Genomic DNA, 17327 nt, shown 5'->3' on the forward strand with positions numbered 1-17327 from the left:
TACCAATCAATTCTGGGCATCGAGAAAGGGCATAACCGCATCGTGGAGCCGCTGGGCAGTAGCTAGCAGCGATTGCTGCATTGCCGACCATTGGCTTTCAGGAGCCAACCAGCCTCCCTCACATGGCGCGGCTATCCGGCAAGCGCGGGCGTTTTCCAGCCGCTGCCATAGCAGCGGGCCGCCGAATTGCGCTTCAATCTCTGCCCGGTGGCTGAACAGCCGATCAAAGATGGCGTTATTTTCCGCTTCAGCATCCCTGCCTTTGTCGATGTAGACCTCTGCTTGGCAGTCGGCTCTGCGGATCGCCAAATTGAGGTTGATGCCGCGCAGGGCTGTCTTGCCCCCAATCCAGCCACCGACAGGAGCGGGCTTGCCCTTGTATCGCCCGGCGTCGGGCTGCGCGATCAATTCTGTCCAGAAGGCCTGCCGACGCTCATGGCGTTCGCTCAGATCCTTGCGCTCGGCTTGCCGTTTCAACCCGATCTGGGTCTGGAAAGTCGCCGCCTCTGGTAACGGAATGATCTGCTGCACATCGAGCAGAAGTCGTCCGTCCGACAGCTTGCAGGGGCTGAGGCGGATGCAGGTGATGTCGATCCCCTGATCGCGCAGCCACAAAACGGCAGTGGTCAGCTCTTTTCCGAAATCGGCAGAGGCGAGCACGATCCGAACCGATTGCGCGAAATTCTCCTCCGTCTCCTCTTGCCAGCGCAGGAAGGCGAGAATGGCGGCCTCTGCACCATCGCCATCCAGGCCATTGCGACGGCGAAACTCGGCATGGGCAGCGACCGCCTCGGCAAAGGTCATGCGCGCCACCATGGCGGCATAACGCAGGGCCTGCAGTTCCATGTGTCCTGCATCGTCGCGCTTCAGTTCGACGACGACCAGATTGGCGTCACTGTCGAGGCAGAGGAGGTCGATGCGGCGGTTGCTGTCCACCCAGCCGCCATATTCCTCGGCCAGCACGAACAGGTCGTCGCCCAGCACCGCGATTTGCTCGCGCAGCATGCGCTGGATGTCCTGTCGCTCCTTCAGGCCCTCGGCCTGAAACAGCGTTTGGTTCGCAGGAGCCAAGCGCCCATCGAGAAGCTCATAGACGGGCATCAGGCAGGCTCCGTTGCTTGCGCGGCTTCGATACGGCTGGCCTCCCAATCGCGATAAGTGACGCCGGTCGCCTCGTGCTTCCATTCGGTGGTGCCATTGGCCTGCCGCCCCACGACTACGGCAGCCGCCGCGCTGGGGCTTTGGAAGGCGTAACTCTGAGCGAAGAGGCAATGCCCATCCGCCTCTTCCATCACACCGGCACGTTTCAACTCAGCGTGCAACTGGGCATATCCAGTAATCCATGAGCCTTCCCAGTTCAGGCGGGCCATGGATCCCTTCTCGACGATGAACTCACCCCCTTGCAGCGTGGCATGAGCCACCAGTCCCGCCCGCTTTGCCTCAAGCACAAACCGGGCCTCCGGCTCAGCCAACACGGTCGCAGGCGCCGCCACGGCAGGCTTGGGCGCAGACCTTGCCCGTTGGATAAACATGTCCACGCGCACGGCTGGCAACACCACCAACAGGTTTTCAAGGAAGGCTTCCATCTTGCCCTGATCGGCCTCGCTCAGGCCCGGCAAGCCGGGCGCCACGCTGTTTTCCAGCGGCATGCGGCCGATGCTCTTTGCCTCGGCGATCAGGCGGGCTTCCAGATAGCGCACATGGGCCTTGTTCAGTTTGTTGGCCGCCGCCGTGATCAGGATGGCGCTGGTCCACCAATCCTTTTTCACGTCATGGCTGCGGATGCGGGCCGAGATGTCCTCGCCCTCGCCGATATAGGCCAGCGGTTCGCCCTCCTGCTCGCCCAGCAAGAGGTAGATGCCCGCATAGCTTGCCTCTGGCCGCGCCAAAGCGGCGGCGATCTGGGTGCGCGGGGTCATCAGGACATGCCCCGTCCAGTTGAACATCTCGGCGGTCAGCATCCCGTCGGGGCGACCATCGATGTAATACAGTTCCAGGCTGCGGCCAGCGGCGCGGGTCATGCGGGTTCCATTTCGACGGTGGTGTTGGCGGCGGCGGCGCGGACGTCGATCTTGCCGGTGACGGCGGCCGAGATCAGCGCGGCGCGGCGTTCTTGCAGCAAGGTGATGGCGGATTGGGCGTCATTGATCAAAGCTTCGATTTGCTCGCGACATTTCAAAATCCATGTGGCAATTTCACCCTGTTCGCCCAGCGGGGGCAGCGGTAGGGCCATTTCAAGAATGACCGATTGCCCGATGTTCAGCATGGAACTGCTTGCACCCGATGCCGCGATCTCAATTTGGCCCCTGACCATGCTGCTGCGGAGGAATAGTGTCAGAAACTCTGGTGACGCGACCGATGTCTGCAAGCGCAAGCGATACAGCTTGTCGCAGAGCAACAAGTGGTCGTGATCCTGCTCCACCAGAGCTGCACTTCCGACCAGTTCGCGCGTGTTGGCACGCGAGATAAGAAGGTCGCCTGCGCGCAAGCTCAACTCTGGTAGAGGCTCAAGGTCGTCGGGAAGCGCTTTATTTTCAGAGGCGTTGAAACGGTCCCCATTCACGCAGCCGACCTTCAGTACACCCCATTGTTCTGGGCCATCAGCTGGCGTCGCATCGCACTGAGGGCTCCAGCCCTGTTCGATCGTTACAACGACGTGCTTGATGCGAACCACCTCCCAATGGGCTGGAATTTGGCAGAGCCATTCGATGCCGCTGTCTTTCAGGGGGGCATTGGGGTTGAGGCCTTTGGTGACGGCGTGGGAGATGACCGCTTGGCGCTTTTCCTTCAAGAGCGCGATCAAGCGCTCCTGCTCTGCCGCCAAGCGATCAATCTTGCCCACCTCCCGATCCAGAAACCCCGCAATCGCCTCCTGCTCGGCAAAGGGGGGAAGGCATCCAAGGGTATTTGCCAATGGTTCCAGATTGAGGGCGCGAAACGTCGCCCCGCCGATTGAGCTTTCCCACTGCGCCACGCTTTCGCGTGAGCGCAATAACCAAAAGAGGAATCTCCGCTCGATCCCTGACTTTGGGGCAATACGTGCAGTGCCCTGCGTTAGGTTCCCGCCATCCAGCTCATTAGGAACAACCATCACCTTGCCGAAGCTTGGGCCAATGGAGCAAATCAGATCACCAGTTCGAATAACGCTTCGCTGGTAGGGAGCTGCGATTTCAGGCGTGGTGCGCAAAATTGTTGACATGTCCGCTACGCCGTTTTCCGCTGTCATGTCTGCCGGTCGAACGTATGGTATGCCATTAGGCGTATCTGGCCCTGCCTGCACGATGCCGTAAGTGATTGGTCGATTGTCATCGACCATCCATTTAATAGCCGCGACCTCCCAATGCCGCGGCACCGCGCCCAGCCATGCCACGCCGCTGTCCTTGTATTCGGCATAAGGGGGGAAGCTCACGCGGCCAACTCCGCCAGCATCACCTGAATGCGCGCGGTCACGCCTGCCAGTTCGGCGTCGATCTCGGAGAGCCGCCGGGGCGGCTCAAAGACATAGAAATGGCGGTTGAAGGGGATCTCGTAGCCGACCTTGGTCTTGGTCTCGTCGATCCACGCATCGGGCGCATGGGGCTTCACCTCGCGCTCGAAATAGGTCTCGATGTCCTCGGACAGAGGTACGTTCTCGGTGTCGCGCAGGGCGCTGTCGGGCTGCATCTTGCCCTTGGCCTTGCCCTTTTGGCCCAGCACCGGCTTGCCCGCCTCGTCGCGCAGGGGGCGTTCAACGGTGATGGTGCGATAGCCAAAGGCTTGCGTGGGGAAGATGCGTGAGAGGGGCGCGAGTTTCACCTTGCCGCCCTCGGGCGCCTCCGGCGCGGCCTCGCCCGCGATGACGATTTGGCGCGAGACCTCCTTGCCGCTGGCGTCCAGCACGGTGGCCAGTTGCGCCTCGACAAAGCTGCCGAACAGGCGCGTCACGTCCTCGATATGCGCTTCGCCCATTTCCTTGCGCTTGGAGCCGAGGGACTTGCGCATCTTTTGCCAAAAGCTGCTGGCGTCGATCAGTTGGACCTTGCCGGTGCGGGCCTGCGGCTTCTTGTTCGACAGGATCCAGACATAGGTGGCAATGCCGGTGTTGTAGAACATATCGGTGGGCAGGGCGATGATCGCCTCGACCAGATCGTTTTCCAGCACATAGCGGCGGATCTCGCTCTCGCCGCTGCCCGCGCCGCCGGTGAAGAGCGGCGAGCCGTTGAGGACGATGCCAAAGCGGCAGCCGCCTTCGGTCCATGGGCGCATTTTGGAGAGCAGGTGCATGAGGAACAGCAAGGAGCCATCCGACACACGCGGCAGACCGGGGCCAAAGCGACCATTGAAGCCTTGCCGCAGGTGCTCGTCCTGCACCTCTTTCTGCACTTTCTTCCATTCCACGCCAAAGGGCGGGTTGGAGAGCATGTAGTCAAAGCGGGCGGTGGGGTGGCCGTCGTTGGACAGGGTATTGCCCTGCACGATCTTGGTGATGTCCTGCCCCTTGATCAGCATGTCGGCCTTGCAGATGGCGTAGGACTCGGGGTTGAGTTCCTGCCCCCACATGGTGAGCTGGGCGGTGGGGTTGTGCTCGCGCAGATATTCCTCGGCGATAGAGAGCATGCCGCCGGTGCCTGCCGTGGGATCATAGATGGAGCGCACGACGCTGGGCTTGGTCAGCACCTCGTCATCCTCGACGAAGATCAGGTTGACCATGAGGCGGATGACCTCGCGCGGGGTGAAGTGCTCACCGGCCGTCTCGTTGCTGATTTCCGCGAACTTGCGGATGAGTTCTTCGAAAGCGAGGCCCATCTGGGCGTTGTCGACGCGAGCGGGATGAAGGTCGATGCCGGCAAAACGTTCTGTGACTTGATAAAGCAGGCCGTTTTTTGCCAGCCGGTCGATCTGGGCGGCGAACTCGAACTGTTCGAAGATGTCGCGCACCTCGGCCGAGAAGCCTTGGATGTAGGACAGCAGGTTTGTGCCGATGTTGTCCTGATCGCCGATGAGCTTGGCGAGATCGAGCGGGCTGCGGTTGAAGAACTGCATGCCGGCCGCGCGGATCAGGAAGGGATCGGGGCGGCCAGCCTCGGCCTCTTTCAGCACGGCGTCCTTGGTGGGCGCCAGAACGCAGTCGAGGCGGCGCAGAACCGTAAAGGGCAGGATGACGCGGCCGTATTCGGACTGCCTGTAATCACCGCGAAGGAGGTCCGCCACGGACCAGATGAAATTGGAAAGAGATTGGTGGTTCAAGGGATCGGCCTCCGTTGGGAGGGGTAGTGCCCGATGAGCCGTGGGAGTTCAACGATGTTTGCCGGTGGCGTGCACGCCATATGCTGATGTGTTGCAGCCGCGAGTTCTTCGCTTACTTGAACAGCTTCACGTCGCTACTCAAACGATGTGGTGGGAAGCGTGGTGCGATAGACGCCCGATAAGTCGGAAAGCCTCGGAAATCTGCGGTGTTTTGACTGTGCTCCGCTCCACCGCTCTGTTTTTCCGACACTTTCCATCACGTCATTCGCCGCCATTGTTCGAGCGGCGCGGTGGTGCTTGTGCGTGTGTGGCCCCGAAGCCGGGGGAGCTTCGGGGCATTGGGGTCAGTCGAATTCGCGGCGGGGGAGGTTTTGGGGGTTTGAGGCCTTGAGGGCGGGCGGGAGGATGGCGTCGGGGATGGCCTGGTAGCAGACGGGGCGCAGGAAGCGGTGGATGGCCATGGCGCCGACGGAAGTGGTGCGCGGGTCGCTGGTGGCGGGGAAGGGGCCGCCGTGGACCATCGAGCGGCTGACTTCGACGCCGGTGGGCCAGCCGTTGGCGAGGATGCGACCGGCCTTTCGTTCCAGAATCGGCAGGAGGCTGGCTGCCAGCGGGTAGTCGGCCTCGTCGAGATGCAGGGTGGCGGTGAGCTGGCCCTGCAGGCTTTCGAGGATCTGCGCGATCTGGGCAGTGTCGCGGACGCGCACGATCAGGGACGAAGGGCCGAAGACTTCGTGGGTGAGCGACGGGTCGGCAAGGAAGTCGTTGCCGTCGGTGACGAGCAGGCGTGCGCCTCCGCATGTGGCCGTGCCGTCGGCTCCGGCGGCCAGCACTTGCACGCCTTCGTTCTCGGTCAGCGAGGCGATGCCGCGGTCATAGGCGCTGGCGATGCCGGGGGTGAGCATGACTTGCGGGGGTACGGCGTTCAATGCTTCACAGGCAGCCGCGAGGAAGCGGTCGAGGTCGGGGCCGGTCTGGGCGATCAGGATGCCGGGATTGGTGCAGAATTGCCCGGCAAAGAGGCTGAGCGATGCCACATAGGCGCGACCCAGTTCCGGCGCCCGTGCGGCAAGGGCGGCAGGCAGCAGCACGACGGGGTTGATGCTGCTCATTTCCGCATAGACGGGGATGGGTTCGGCGCGGGCTGCGGCCACCGCCATCAGGGCAAGGCCGCCGCTGCGCGAGCCGGTGAAGCCCACGGCCTTGATCGCGGGGTGTGCGACCAGCGCGGAGCCCATCGCGTAACCCGGTTCCTGAATGAGGCTGAACGTGCCGGAGGGAAGGCTGCATTGCTCGACGGCTTCGGCAATGGCTTGCCCGACCAGAAGCGATGTGCCGGGGTGGGCGGGGTGTGCCTTGACCACGACGGGGCATCCGGCGGCAAGGGCCGAAGCGGTGTCGCCGCCCGCCACGCTGAAAGCCAGGGGGAAGTTGGACGCGCCGAAGACGGCGACCGGGCCCACGGGGATCTGGCGGCTGCGCAAGTCGGGGCGGGGCAGTGGCGCGCGTTCGGGCAGGGCCTTGTCGATCACGACGCCGGCCCAGTCGCCTTCGCGCACGACGCTGGCGAACAGCCGCAACTGGCCGGTCGTCCGTCCCAGTTCGCCGTTCAGGCGGCCTTGGGGCAGGCCGCTTTCCAGCATGGCGCGGGCAACGATCGCCTCGCTGCGCTTTTCGAGCGCGGTGGCGATGGTTTCCAGAAAGGTCGCACGCGTTTCGGGCGCGGTTTCGCGGAAATGGTCGAAGGCCTGTTCCGCCAGGGTGCATGCCAGCGCGAGATCCTCGGGCGTGGTGACTGCGAAATCGCCGGGCAAGGCCTGGCCCGTGGCGGCCTCGATCCCCTGAAAGGTCTGCGCGGATGTCCTGCGCTGTCCGCCGATCAGATATGAGCCGTCCATATTCGTGCCTCCTTGGAAGATGTCTTGGGTGCCATGCGTCACAAGCGTGACCGGCGTGATACAGGATCGCAGGGCGGGGCGCTTGCCCGTGGGGAACTTCGCCAAGCCGGATAGTGGTGTTTTGTCTCAACCTGACAGAACGATCCCCGGCCGCGTGGGCGACCGGGGATCGTCGTTGTCAGGTCTGTTCCTGGAGGAAGGGGTTCCTCAGAAGTCTGCCTTGATCGTCCCGAAGGCCGAGCGCGGCATGCCCAGGATCATCGACTGATAGGTATAGGCCGAAGCCCCGTTCATCGGGTTTCCGGTTTCGCCCATCGTTGCGATGTAGGTCTTGTTGGTGACGTTGTTCAGGTTGAACGAGAGCGTCAGGCCCTTGATTGCGTGGGCCAGGTTTTCGCCGTCCGACGGCTTGTGGACGTGCCACTGAATGCCGATGTTGGTCATCCAGTAACCCGGGACGCGATATTCGCCCTGGTAGTCGTAGTTGCGCCAGCCGGTGTAGTTTTCATCGACGTAGAAGCTGACACGCTTGATGTCATAACCGACGCGCGCCTTGTACATCAGGCGCGGGTAGTTGACGATCTGCTTGCCCTTGATCGGGTGAACGCCGTTGCTGTCCACGATGTCGTTGTCATAGACGCCGTGGTTGTAGCTGATGCTGTTCGTGACCGAGAGGCCCGTGACCGGACGGACGGTCAGCAGCGCTTCGACGCCGTTCATGGTCACGCCGCCGACGTTGGCGACGGTCGAGACCGGGTTGATTGCCGAACCCGACGTGATCTGCTGCAACCGGTTCGAGAAGTTCGTCCGGTAGGCATAGAGCGAGGCGTCGAGCACCTTGTCGCCGTAACGATAGCCGATCGCATAGGTCCAGTCGGTTTCGGGCTTGATCGAGCCCTTCATCTGGTCGAACGCGGCCTGCGTCACTGCAAACGGCGAAGAGGACAGCTTGAAGCCCGACTGGGCATAAGTGCGGGCGTTTTCGGAGATGTCGACGAAGAGTTCGTGGTGATGCGCGAACGTCCAGTCGATGCCGATGTGCGGCAGGAATGCCTTGGCGGTGGTCAGGCTGACGCCGCTGGTGATGTTCCCGATGTTTCCGTAATAGCTCGTGTTCAGGTAGCCGTCGCCGACGCTGGTGGTGCTGAGGATCGACTTGAAGCCGAAGTGCAGCGTCAGGTTGTTGAACGGCTTGTAGTCGTCCTGGACGAAGGCGGTGAAGGTGTTCGTCTTGTAGGTCTGGTTAAAGATCTGCGCGAACGGATTGGTGAACTGATCCAGAGGATTGAGAACACCGCCCTGAATGACGCCATCGACGACCGTCGGCAGCGAATAGGCGTTCATCGGCGAACGATAATAGTTGTTTTCGTACCAGACGCCGAGACCGATGTGGTTGCGCGCGACATCATAAGTGATGCGCGACACCACGCCAAAGCGACGGATCGAGGGTTCCTTCACCAGTTCGCTGAGCGGCGAACCGTTGGGCGAGCCGAAATAGGGCGAGGTCCAGGTCGTCTGCGATTCTTCGCCGTGACCGTAAGCGGTCGTGACCCAGCGCAGGCGGTCGGTCACCGCGATGTCGGCCTTGAGGTAGCCCATCAGGTCGCTCTGGTTCGACGCACCGTCATAGTACGAGGCGTCCAGCGGATCCTGAAGGTTGCTGAAACCGGCAGGATAGCTGCCCTGAGCGGCGTTGTAGCCGGCGATATAGCCGCTTGCCTTGCCGTCGTAGTAGTAGTCGACGTTCTTGCCGAGCGTGTTGAGAATATCAGGCGACATGTCCTGATAGACGAGCTCGTGAAGGTCGCTCCAGTTGAAGTAGGCGGTCAGCGAGCTGTCCGAACCGATCGGCTGGACCAGCTTGGCGTTCACCTGCTGATAGAACGAGCCGCCGTAGCCCTTCCACTTGTCCTGCGTGTTGCGCATGTAGGACACGTAGAAGCGCGTGCCGGTATCGTTCAGGTCGCCGCTTTCGAGCCGCACGAACGTGTGGAAGTTCGAATAGCTGCCGAAGCCCTGGGTGACGCTGGCGCCCATCTGGTGGCTCGGATCGACGCTGGTGTAGGCGAGTGCACCGCCCAGGTTGTTCGTTGCAGCGACGGATTCCGCGCCCGCAGACTGGAACATGTCGACACCGGCGACGTTTTCGGACGTCAGTGCCTGCATCGGGCTGAGCCCATTGTAGTTGCGGTAGGTCATTTCACCCAGCGGCATTTCGTCCAGCGTCATGCCGACAGCGCGCTGATCGAAACCATGGATGAAGATCTGGTTGCTCCAGGTGCTGATGCCCTGGGGGTCGGTCGACTGGAAATTGACGCCCGGAGAGATCGCGATCGCGGCCATCGGGTTGGCACCCGCGGGCAAGTCGTCGATCAGGGGACGGCCGATGGGAACCTTGGTGGCGTGAACGGCTTTCTTGCCGAGCACGGTGATCGTCACGCCGCCTTCGTCTGGTGCCGGAGCCTGGCTCGCCTGTGCCGGGTCCGCTGCTGGAGCTGCTGCCGTTTCGGCTGCTGCTACGGTGGGAAGCAAGCTCAACGCCGCAAGGACGGCGTAGGAAGTTTGTCTGCTTGTCCGCTTCATCCGGACCATCGATTACCCCTCATTTTGCCAGCGACTCCCTTTGTCGCTTTCGTGATCGTACGGGAAATGGGGCACGTTGACCATATGGATCGTATCCTAAATGACGGCTGTATTACATGATCTCTTGGCCTCCTTAAGTACGACTTATAATATTGAAATATAAAGATAAATATTGATACCGCGAGGGTCGAGTGAGGGGTTTTGCGGGCTTGTGTCGAAAAATTCACGCTAAATAGGATACACCATATTACGCAACGAAATGGCACGTATCACATCCGATCGAGCGTCATGCGGGCGGTTTTCGGCGGTTTCGGGGGCGGTCGACGGCTGCCTGGGAGGCAGGTTGCGCATGGCAACCTAAAAACGTATATCATCTATAAAAGTTAGACGAGGTGGCGGGCGCGCCGCGCCTGAATGTCGCTCGCAAACCTTTGGGGGAGTTCAATTTCGCAATGAGTCTCGTTGTCCGCACGCTGTCCGAGCAGATTTTCAACATCGTCCGGGAAAAGATCGTTTCGGGCGAACTGACAGGCGGGCAATCCATTCGGCAGGATGCGCTTGCATCCGAGCTGGGGGTGAGCAAGATTCCCTTGCGTGAGGCTCTTGCTCGACTGGAGCAGGAGAGCCTGCTGATTTCCCATCCCAACCGGGGGTATTTCGTTCGGCCGATGACGGCCAATGAAGCCGAGGAGATCTACGATCTGCGTCTTGCGCTCGAGCCCACTGCGGTCGGTATGGCGGCTCTTGCGGCCAATGACGAAGAGCGGGCCCATGCGATCGCCGCGCTCGAGGCGCTCGACGATGCGGCCAACGACCACCTCGAACTGGTGGCTGCACGCAATCGCGAATTCCATCTGGCGCTGACGCGGCCCTGTCGGCGGGAATTGACGATGCAGATGATCGAGCGGCTGCAGATCATGGCGGAACGCTATATCTACAAGCATCTTGAACCGGCAGGGCGCGGGGACCGTGCCCATCTTGAACACACGGTGCTGCTGAAGGCGTGGCTTGCCCGTAACGGCAAGCGGGCGGAGGAACTGACGAAGGCGCACATCATCGGGACCTTGACCGATTTGCGCCGACAGCTCGAAATCGACTGAACGGAAAAAGGGGCGGCACTCGATGGTGTCGCCCCTTTTTGAAGTGTCGATGCGTATCGGGGCGTGGCCGGTGTTCAGGTCACCGAGAAACCGGCCCAGAACGGGTCGTTGCGATCGATCCAGATGGTGTTGAAGCCGGTCGCGACCGCAGAGCCCTCGATCGAGGGCAGGATCGCGGGGGTGCCATCGAGATCGACCAGTTCCTCGACTTTGCCGATGAAACGGCTGCCGATATAGCTTTCATGGACAAAGCGATCGCCCGGCTTGAGCACGCCCTTGTGGACGAGGTGGGCCATGCGGGCCGAGGTGCCTGTGCCGCAAGGGCTGCGGTCGATGGCGCGTTCGCCATAGAACACCGCATTGCGTCCGTCGGCCCCTTCGCCTTTGGGCTTGTCCGCCCACAGGACGTGCGTGACGCCCTTGATTCGGTTGTCGAGCGGGTGCACCGGTGTGATCCGGGTCTGCATGATTTCGCGGATCGTCCGGCTCAGTTCGACAATGCGGGACGCGCCCAGATCGTCGAGCCCGGTGTAGGGCCCCTGGGGTTCTATGATCGCGTAGAAATTGCCGCCATAGGCAACGTCGACGGTAAGGGGGCCAAAGCCGGGCACGTCGATGGCGATGTCGGTCGCGGCGACATAGGCGGGGACATTGCGGATGCGGACCCAGCGCACGCGATCGCCTTCTGTACCATAGGCGATCTCGATAGTGCCCGCGGGGACTTCGATGCGGAGGAAGCCCGGTTCGCGCGGCGTGATCAGCCCGTGTTCGAGGCCGAAGGTCACCAGCCCAATGGTGCCGTGCCCGCACATGGGCAGGCAGCCCGAGGTTTCGATGAACAGGATGCCGCAATCGGTGTCGTCGCGGGTCGGCGGGTAGAGGAAACCGCCCGACATCATGTCGTGACCGCGCGGTTCGAAGCACAGTCCGGTCCGGATCCAGTCGAAGCGTTCCAGGAAGTCCTGGCGCCGCTCGATCATGCTGGCCCCTTTCAGCAGGGGTGCCCCGCCCGCCACGAGGCGAACGGGGTTACCGGCCGTGTGGCCATCGACGCAAAAGAAGTGATGGCGCATCGCGGGGGCCGTCAGGCTGCCACGGGCGTCTTGGCGCAAGGACGCGTTGCCGCGCACTGCTCGACCCACGCGGTCACTTCCTTGCGGCGCTCGCCGGAGAGCGGCATGCGCGGCATGCGGACGCGTTCGCTGCCGCGTCCCATGATCGCTTCGGCCAGCTTGATCGACTGGACGAGGTCGTGTTCGGCGTCGAGGTGCAAGAGGGGCATGAACCAGCGATAGATCGCCAGAGCTTCCTCGAGATTGCCTTCGTCGAGCGCTGCGACGAGACGCACCGATTCCTCGGGGAACGCGCTGGTCAGGCCCGAGACCCACCCCGAGGCGCCGAGCAGAAGGCCTTCGAGCGCCACGTCGTCCAAACCGGCCATGACCGTATAGCGATCGCCGAAGCGGTTGATGACGTCGGTGATGCGGCGGGTGTCGGGCGCGCTTTCCTTGATCGCGACGATGTTGGGTACGTCGCGAATGGCCTCGAGCGTCGCGAAGTCCACATTCACGCGATAGGCGGGCGGATTGTTGTAGAGCATGATCGGCAGCGAGGTTGCTTCGGCGACGGCGCGGAAGTGGGCCTGCAATTCCTCGGCCTTGGGCACATAGACCATTGCGGGCAGCAGCATCAGCGCGTCGACCCCGATCTTTTCGGCGTCGCGGGCATAGTCGATAGCGCGTGCAGTCGTGAATTCGGACACGCCCGCAACGAGCGGAACGCGGCCGTTCACCGCTTCGACGCCGGCGGCCAGAACCTTGCGCTTTTCATCGGCTTCGAGCGAGTTGTTCTCGCCGCAGGTGCCGAGCAGGATGAGGCCGTTCACGCCATCGTCCACCAGCGCCGACTGGACTTTCTGGGTGGCTTCGTAATCGATCGACAGGTCGGTCGCGAATTGGGTCGTTGCGGCGGGATAGACGCCCTTCCACAGCGTCTTGGAAGCAGTCATCGGAATCGTCTCCTTGGATCGTGCATTTTTGGTATACGATCTTTTGGGGAAGGCAAGGGGGATTGTGATCAAGGGCGGGATTGCGCCTTTCCATAGGTATCGTGGGGGCGGTGAGAGGATATGCGGCCACCGGGCACGGGGCGGAAGAGTCTGGGGTGCGGCTGGAGTGATAGTCTTTGGGTGCTCACAGGTAGATAATATAATATATTTGACACTGAATGCCGCCATCGCCATGCACGGGGGCACTGCGGTGTGCCAACGGCGATCGCGGCCCGGGGGCGTTGTTTCCTGTCCTTCGGGAAATCCCGTTTTCAGCATGTGCGGTGAAGCATGGACAAGGTTCGGCCTGCCGGGGGCAGGGTTGCGGTTGTCGGCGGTGGCATTCTGGGCAGTTCGATCGCGCTCGCGCTGCTCGACGCGGGTTGCGACGTCACGGTTTTCGATCCCGATGTACTGGGCTGCGCCGCGTCGTGGGGCAATGCCGGGCACATCGCGGTCGAGCAGGTCGAGCCTCTGGCCTCGCTTGCAACGCTGGCGGAGCTTCCTTCACGCCTGTGGGGGCGCAATGGCGCACTGGCCTTGCCGCCGACCGAGATGCGGACATGGCTTCCGTTCGGGCTGAGCCTTGTCCGGGCGGCCTCTCCGCGTCGTTTTGCGCATGGCAAGGCGGCGCTCTCGACCTTGATGGGGGATGCTCTGCCTGCGTGGCAGCGGTTGGCCCAACGATTGGGCCAGCCCGACCTGATCAGGGCCGAAGGGCATTTCATCGTCTGGGAAAGTGCCCGGACTGCAGAACGAGGGATGCGGGCGGCGTGCAGCACCGATCTGCCGACAGCGGCCTATCGCCCTGCCGACGAAGACGAATTGCGCGCGTTGACCGCGTTGACAGGAAGCCGTCTGGCCGGGGCGGTCCGTTGTCTCGGCACGGCCCGCATTTCCAGTCATGCCCGCCTGCGCCAAGGCTTGCGCACGGCCATCGATGCGGCGGGCGGCTCATGGTGCCCGCGTGCGGTCGAGCTGGCGCGAGGCGGGGATGGGCAAGTCCGGGTCCTCGGCGAGGCGCCGTTCGACACGGTCGTGCTGGCTGCCGGGATCTTCTCGCGCGCTTTGGCCGAGCGGCTGGGGCATGTCGTGCCGATGGTGCCCGAGCGCGGCTATCATCTGCATGGGGCGGGGGCGCACTGGCCGGAGCATCTGCCACCGGTGGTATTCGAGGATCGCTCGATGATCGTCACGCGCTTTGCCGATGGGGTGCGGGCGTCGAGCTTTCTGGAACTGGCGCCGGTCGAGCGGCCTGCCGATCGTTCCCGCTGGGATGCCTTGCGCCGCCATGTCGCCGAGCTGAACCTGCCCTTCGATCGCGATCACCGCGAGTGGATGGGCGCGCGTCCGACATTGCCCGACTATTTGCCCGCGATCGGCCGGAGCCGTCGTGCGCCCAATCTCGTCTATGCGTTCGGTCATCAGCATCTCGGCCTGACGCTCGGCCCTGTCACGGCCGGGCTGGTGCGGGATCTTGTGCGGGGAACGCGGCCATCGCTGGATCTGTCGCCTTTCGATCTGGCGCGCTTTGAAAGGTCGGGCACGAGCTGATCGCCGGGGCCGGGGGAGGCCCGGTGCGGCGGGCGATCAGAGGTAGCGCGTGGCGGGCGAGAATCCATGCGGTGGCAAGGAAGCTGCCGCCGACAAGGCCAGCCGCCGCCATCATGAGGTTGCCGAAAAGCGCACCGCAGGTCAGGCCGCCGAGAGTTGCCGCACAGTTGAGCAGGCTGTTGGCTGCGTCCTTTGCCATCTGTCCGTTCGCTCGCAGCCACGCCGAAACGAGCTGGTTGGCTGCGAGCGTAAGGCCGCCCAGGCACATTACCGAGACCAGGCTGGCAGCCTCGGTCCACCGCGCGCCGAAGATGATCGGCACGTAATAGGGCGCGGCAAGTGACTGGATCAGCACCAGCGGGCCGAAGATCGCAGCGGCGCCGATGCCGAGCTTGCCCAGAGCCGCGCGACGCGCGTCGAAGGTTTCCGAGCGCGCCAGCATCGGAAAGGCGACCGAGCCGAAGGCGCCGACCAGTGAGGAAACGATGCCGAGCCCCGCATTGAACGCGAAGTAATAAGTTCCGAGCATGGTGGTCCCAAGCATGGTGGCGACGATCAGGTTGTCCCCCTGCGTGCGCAGGGCGCTCAGGACATCGGCCGCCAGGATCGAGCCGCTCGATCCCAGGATCTGCCGCAAGGGCATGCCGCGCACGCCCGGTTCGGCGTGATAGGGATGAGCGCGAAGCGAGGCGATGAGCCAGATCGGGGCAACCAGAACCTTGGGCAGGACGATGGCCCAGGGCCCCGGAAAAAGCAGCATCAGGACCATGGTCAAGAGCTGGTCCGAGATCGTCTGGACGGCGTTCACCCGCGCCAGTGCGCCGACTTTACCCGCCCGCATGGCGAGGAAATAGGAGACGTGCCCACCGGCCATGAACAGGAAGACCGGGCACAGCGCCGCAAGCATCGTTCCCGCGACACCATGGCCGAAATAGTGAGCGAGAACGAAGGCGATCCCGGCCTGCAGCACCATGAGGAGCAGGGTCCAGACCCAGTAGACCTGACGGACGGTGTGGCAGACGGAAGGGAGGTCCCGCTCTTCGGCAATGACGATCTGCTGGCCGGTGCCGACCCGTTCGAGCACGCGGACCAGTTCGAAGACGGTGAGGGCGAGAGCTGCCTCGCCGACGATGGTCGGGGTGAGATGGCGGGCAATGACGATGGTGGTTGCCAACCGGATGACCCGACCGGCCATCTCGGCGCTGCCATAGGCGGCCATTCCCCGCGCCAGTTGCTTCATCTGCGGGCCAGGTCTGAACGAAGCGGAACGGAACGGGCGGGGCAGCATGAGGGGGAACTCCTGGGGCAGCGGGGCGGGAGGAGGGGCAGGCCCGATGCGGGAAGGTCATCGGGCCTCGGGGGATCAATAAGCCCCCTTGGCTTTCATCACGGCGGGGATGGTCCGTCCAATCAGGGCGAGATCCTGGGCGATGGAGCTGTTGCGGAGATAGTGGAGATCCATTTCGACCTGTTCCTCGAAGCGGATTTCGGCGCGGCCGGAGGTCTGCCAGATGCAGGTCAGGCCGGGCTTTCCGTGGAGCCGCTTCCATGCCTGCCCCTGATAGGCGAGCACTTCCTCGGGCAGGGCCGGACGCGGGCCGACGATCGACATTTCGCCCCGGAGCACGTTGATGATCTGCGGCAGTTCATCGATCGACGTGCGGCGGATGAAGGCGCCGACGCGGGTGACGCGGGGGTCGCGCCGGATTTTGAAGCAGATCGAATCGCGTTCGTTGAGAGCCGCGATCTCGCTGCGCCGCGCATGGGCATCGACCACCATGCTGCGGAATTTCCACATGACGAAGGGGCGGCCGTTTTCGCCGATGCGGATCTGGCGGAACAGGATCGGACCGCGCGTCTCGATGGCGATGGCAATGGCGACAAAGAGCATCAGCGGCAGCAGCAGCATGAGCGCGGCAATACCGCCGAACAGGTCCAGCAGCCGCTTGCGCGAGCTGGTCGACCAGCCCCCGCCATGGTTCGATGCGGCATAGAACCACGCGCGGGCCATGAACAGCAGGTTGCCCAGAATGTAGCGACGGGCGAGGCGGCGCGGTTCCATCATCAGGCGCCACACCCATTCGCAGCCGACGGCGCGGAACGCCATCGGGGCGCGGGGAATGCGGCCCGAATAGTAATCGAACAATCCGCCGACACCCAGCAGGACCGGGGCGTGGAGCCGGGCTGAATTGCGGGCGATCCACTTTTCCTGAAGCGGGACGCCCATGCCGACGAAAACCATGCCTGCGCCCGAGGCGTTGATGGCATCGACGACCGCGTCGGTCTGGTCGGGAGAGAAAAAGCCGTCACGGTATCCGGCGATGCGCAAGGCGGGGTACTTCGCCTGCATCGTGCGGGCGGCGGCTTCGGCAATGCCAGGCTGTCCGCCGATCAGATAGATCGACACGCCCAGAACCGATGCGCGTTCGCACAAATCGGGAAACAGGTCCGTTCCGTTCAGGTTGTCGCCCATCGGCTGGCGCGCCATGCGGGCGGCAAGCGCGAGGCCCGAGCCGTCGGGCAGCAGCATGTCCGAATCCTGGAGGATCGCGCGATAATGGTCGTCGTTGGCGGCCAGGTTCACGCAATGGGCGTTGAGGAAATTGACATGAAGACGCTGCCCGTCGCGGGCTGCGTTGACCAGCAGGTCGGCCATGTTCGGACGGGTCGAGCGGACGAGGTTGAAGCCGAACAGGCGGGTCGTTTGGAGACATGCGTGGCGAGCGTTGTAAGTGCGGCTCAGGTTTTCGGTATGGTCGATGTACATGGTGCTGCCTCGACAGAAATGGTTGTGACCGAGGAGTAGCAATGACCGTGCCATTAACTTTGTGGTGATGAATAATAATGATTTTAAACATTCATTAAGTATGAATGAAAACCAGTCATGCGCGATACGCAAAAGATTTTGCAGAACGCAGG

At 62.9% G+C, this 17327-nt stretch carries 12 protein-coding genes; 2 read left to right on the top strand and 10 right to left on the bottom strand.

Annotated elements, in window-relative coordinates; translation table 11 throughout:
* Window positions 1-6 precede the first annotated feature (6 nt).
* From Y88_RS01570 to Y88_RS01595, 6 genes are all read right to left on the bottom strand, one after another.
* Window positions 7-1101, bottom strand: a complete 1095-nt coding sequence (locus Y88_RS01570) for a DUF4268 domain-containing protein (protein ID WP_008065562.1) — start codon at window positions 1099-1101, stop codon at window positions 7-9.
* The gene (locus Y88_RS01575; RefSeq protein ID WP_008065563.1) at window positions 1101-2021 is read right to left on the bottom strand and encodes a GIY-YIG nuclease family protein; all 921 of its coding nucleotides are present in this window, start codon (window positions 2019-2021) and stop codon (window positions 1101-1103) included. The genes Y88_RS01570 and Y88_RS01575 overlap by 1 nt, the downstream gene beginning before the upstream one ends.
* Window positions 2018-3409 carry a restriction endonuclease subunit S gene (locus Y88_RS01580; protein ID WP_018075268.1) on the bottom strand — a complete coding sequence of 464 codons (1392 nt, stop codon included), beginning with the start codon at window positions 3407-3409 and terminating at the stop codon, window positions 2018-2020. Before Y88_RS01580 ends, Y88_RS01575 begins: the two co-directional genes overlap by 4 nt.
* The gene (locus tag Y88_RS01585; RefSeq protein ID WP_026166775.1) at window positions 3406-5226 is read right to left on the bottom strand and encodes a type I restriction-modification system subunit M; all 1821 of its coding nucleotides are present in this window, start codon (window positions 5224-5226) and stop codon (window positions 3406-3408) included. Before Y88_RS01585 ends, Y88_RS01580 begins: the two co-directional genes overlap by 4 nt.
* A gap of 344 nt (window positions 5227-5570) precedes the next feature.
* Window positions 5571-7124, bottom strand: coding sequence for an aldehyde dehydrogenase (NADP(+)) (locus Y88_RS01590; RefSeq protein ID WP_008065569.1), 1554 nt, complete (start codon window positions 7122-7124; stop codon window positions 5571-5573).
* 207 nt (window positions 7125-7331) lie between these two features.
* Window positions 7332-9662, bottom strand: coding sequence for a TonB-dependent receptor (locus tag Y88_RS01595; RefSeq protein ID WP_232280878.1), 2331 nt, complete (start codon window positions 9660-9662; stop codon window positions 7332-7334).
* A 497-nt stretch (window positions 9663-10159) separates the two neighbouring features.
* On the opposite strand from Y88_RS01595, the gene Y88_RS01600 reads away from it, so the two are divergent.
* The gene (locus Y88_RS01600) at window positions 10160-10807 is read left to right on the top strand and encodes a GntR family transcriptional regulator (RefSeq protein WP_018075266.1); all 648 of its coding nucleotides are present in this window, start codon (window positions 10160-10162) and stop codon (window positions 10805-10807) included.
* A 74-nt stretch (window positions 10808-10881) separates the two neighbouring features.
* Here the strand turns inward: Y88_RS01600 and Y88_RS01605 are convergent, their stop codons facing one another.
* Window positions 10882-11880 (bottom strand): 4-hydroxyproline epimerase, encoded by a 999-nt coding sequence (locus Y88_RS01605; protein ID WP_008065585.1) that lies wholly within the window; start codon window positions 11878-11880, stop codon window positions 10882-10884.
* A gap of 11 nt (window positions 11881-11891) precedes the next feature.
* Window positions 11892-12815: a dihydrodipicolinate synthase family protein gene (locus Y88_RS01610; RefSeq protein ID WP_008065587.1), complete on the bottom strand. Its 924-nt coding sequence runs from the start codon at window positions 12813-12815 to the stop codon at window positions 11892-11894.
* A gap of 330 nt (window positions 12816-13145) precedes the next feature.
* Between Y88_RS01610 and Y88_RS01615 the strand changes: the two genes are divergently transcribed.
* On the top strand, window positions 13146-14408 hold the full coding sequence (locus Y88_RS01615) for an NAD(P)/FAD-dependent oxidoreductase (RefSeq protein ID WP_050805605.1): 1263 nt from the start codon (window positions 13146-13148) through the stop codon (window positions 14406-14408).
* Here the strand turns inward: Y88_RS01615 and Y88_RS01620 are convergent.
* Together Y88_RS01620 and Y88_RS01625 are read right to left on the bottom strand one after the other, a co-directional pair.
* Window positions 14308-15696: an oligosaccharide flippase family protein gene (locus Y88_RS01620; RefSeq protein WP_232280879.1), complete on the bottom strand. Its 1389-nt coding sequence runs from the start codon at window positions 15694-15696 to the stop codon at window positions 14308-14310. The genes Y88_RS01615 and Y88_RS01620 overlap by 101 nt on opposite strands.
* Before the next feature lie 75 nt (window positions 15697-15771).
* Window positions 15772-17175: a WecB/TagA/CpsF family glycosyltransferase gene (locus tag Y88_RS01625; protein WP_008065599.1), complete on the bottom strand. Its 1404-nt coding sequence runs from the start codon at window positions 17173-17175 to the stop codon at window positions 15772-15774.
* Window positions 17176-17327 lie beyond the last annotated feature (152 nt).

Source organism: Novosphingobium nitrogenifigens DSM 19370 (assembly GCF_000192575.1).
Taxonomy (GTDB): Bacteria; Pseudomonadota; Alphaproteobacteria; order Sphingomonadales; family Sphingomonadaceae; genus Novosphingobium; species Novosphingobium nitrogenifigens.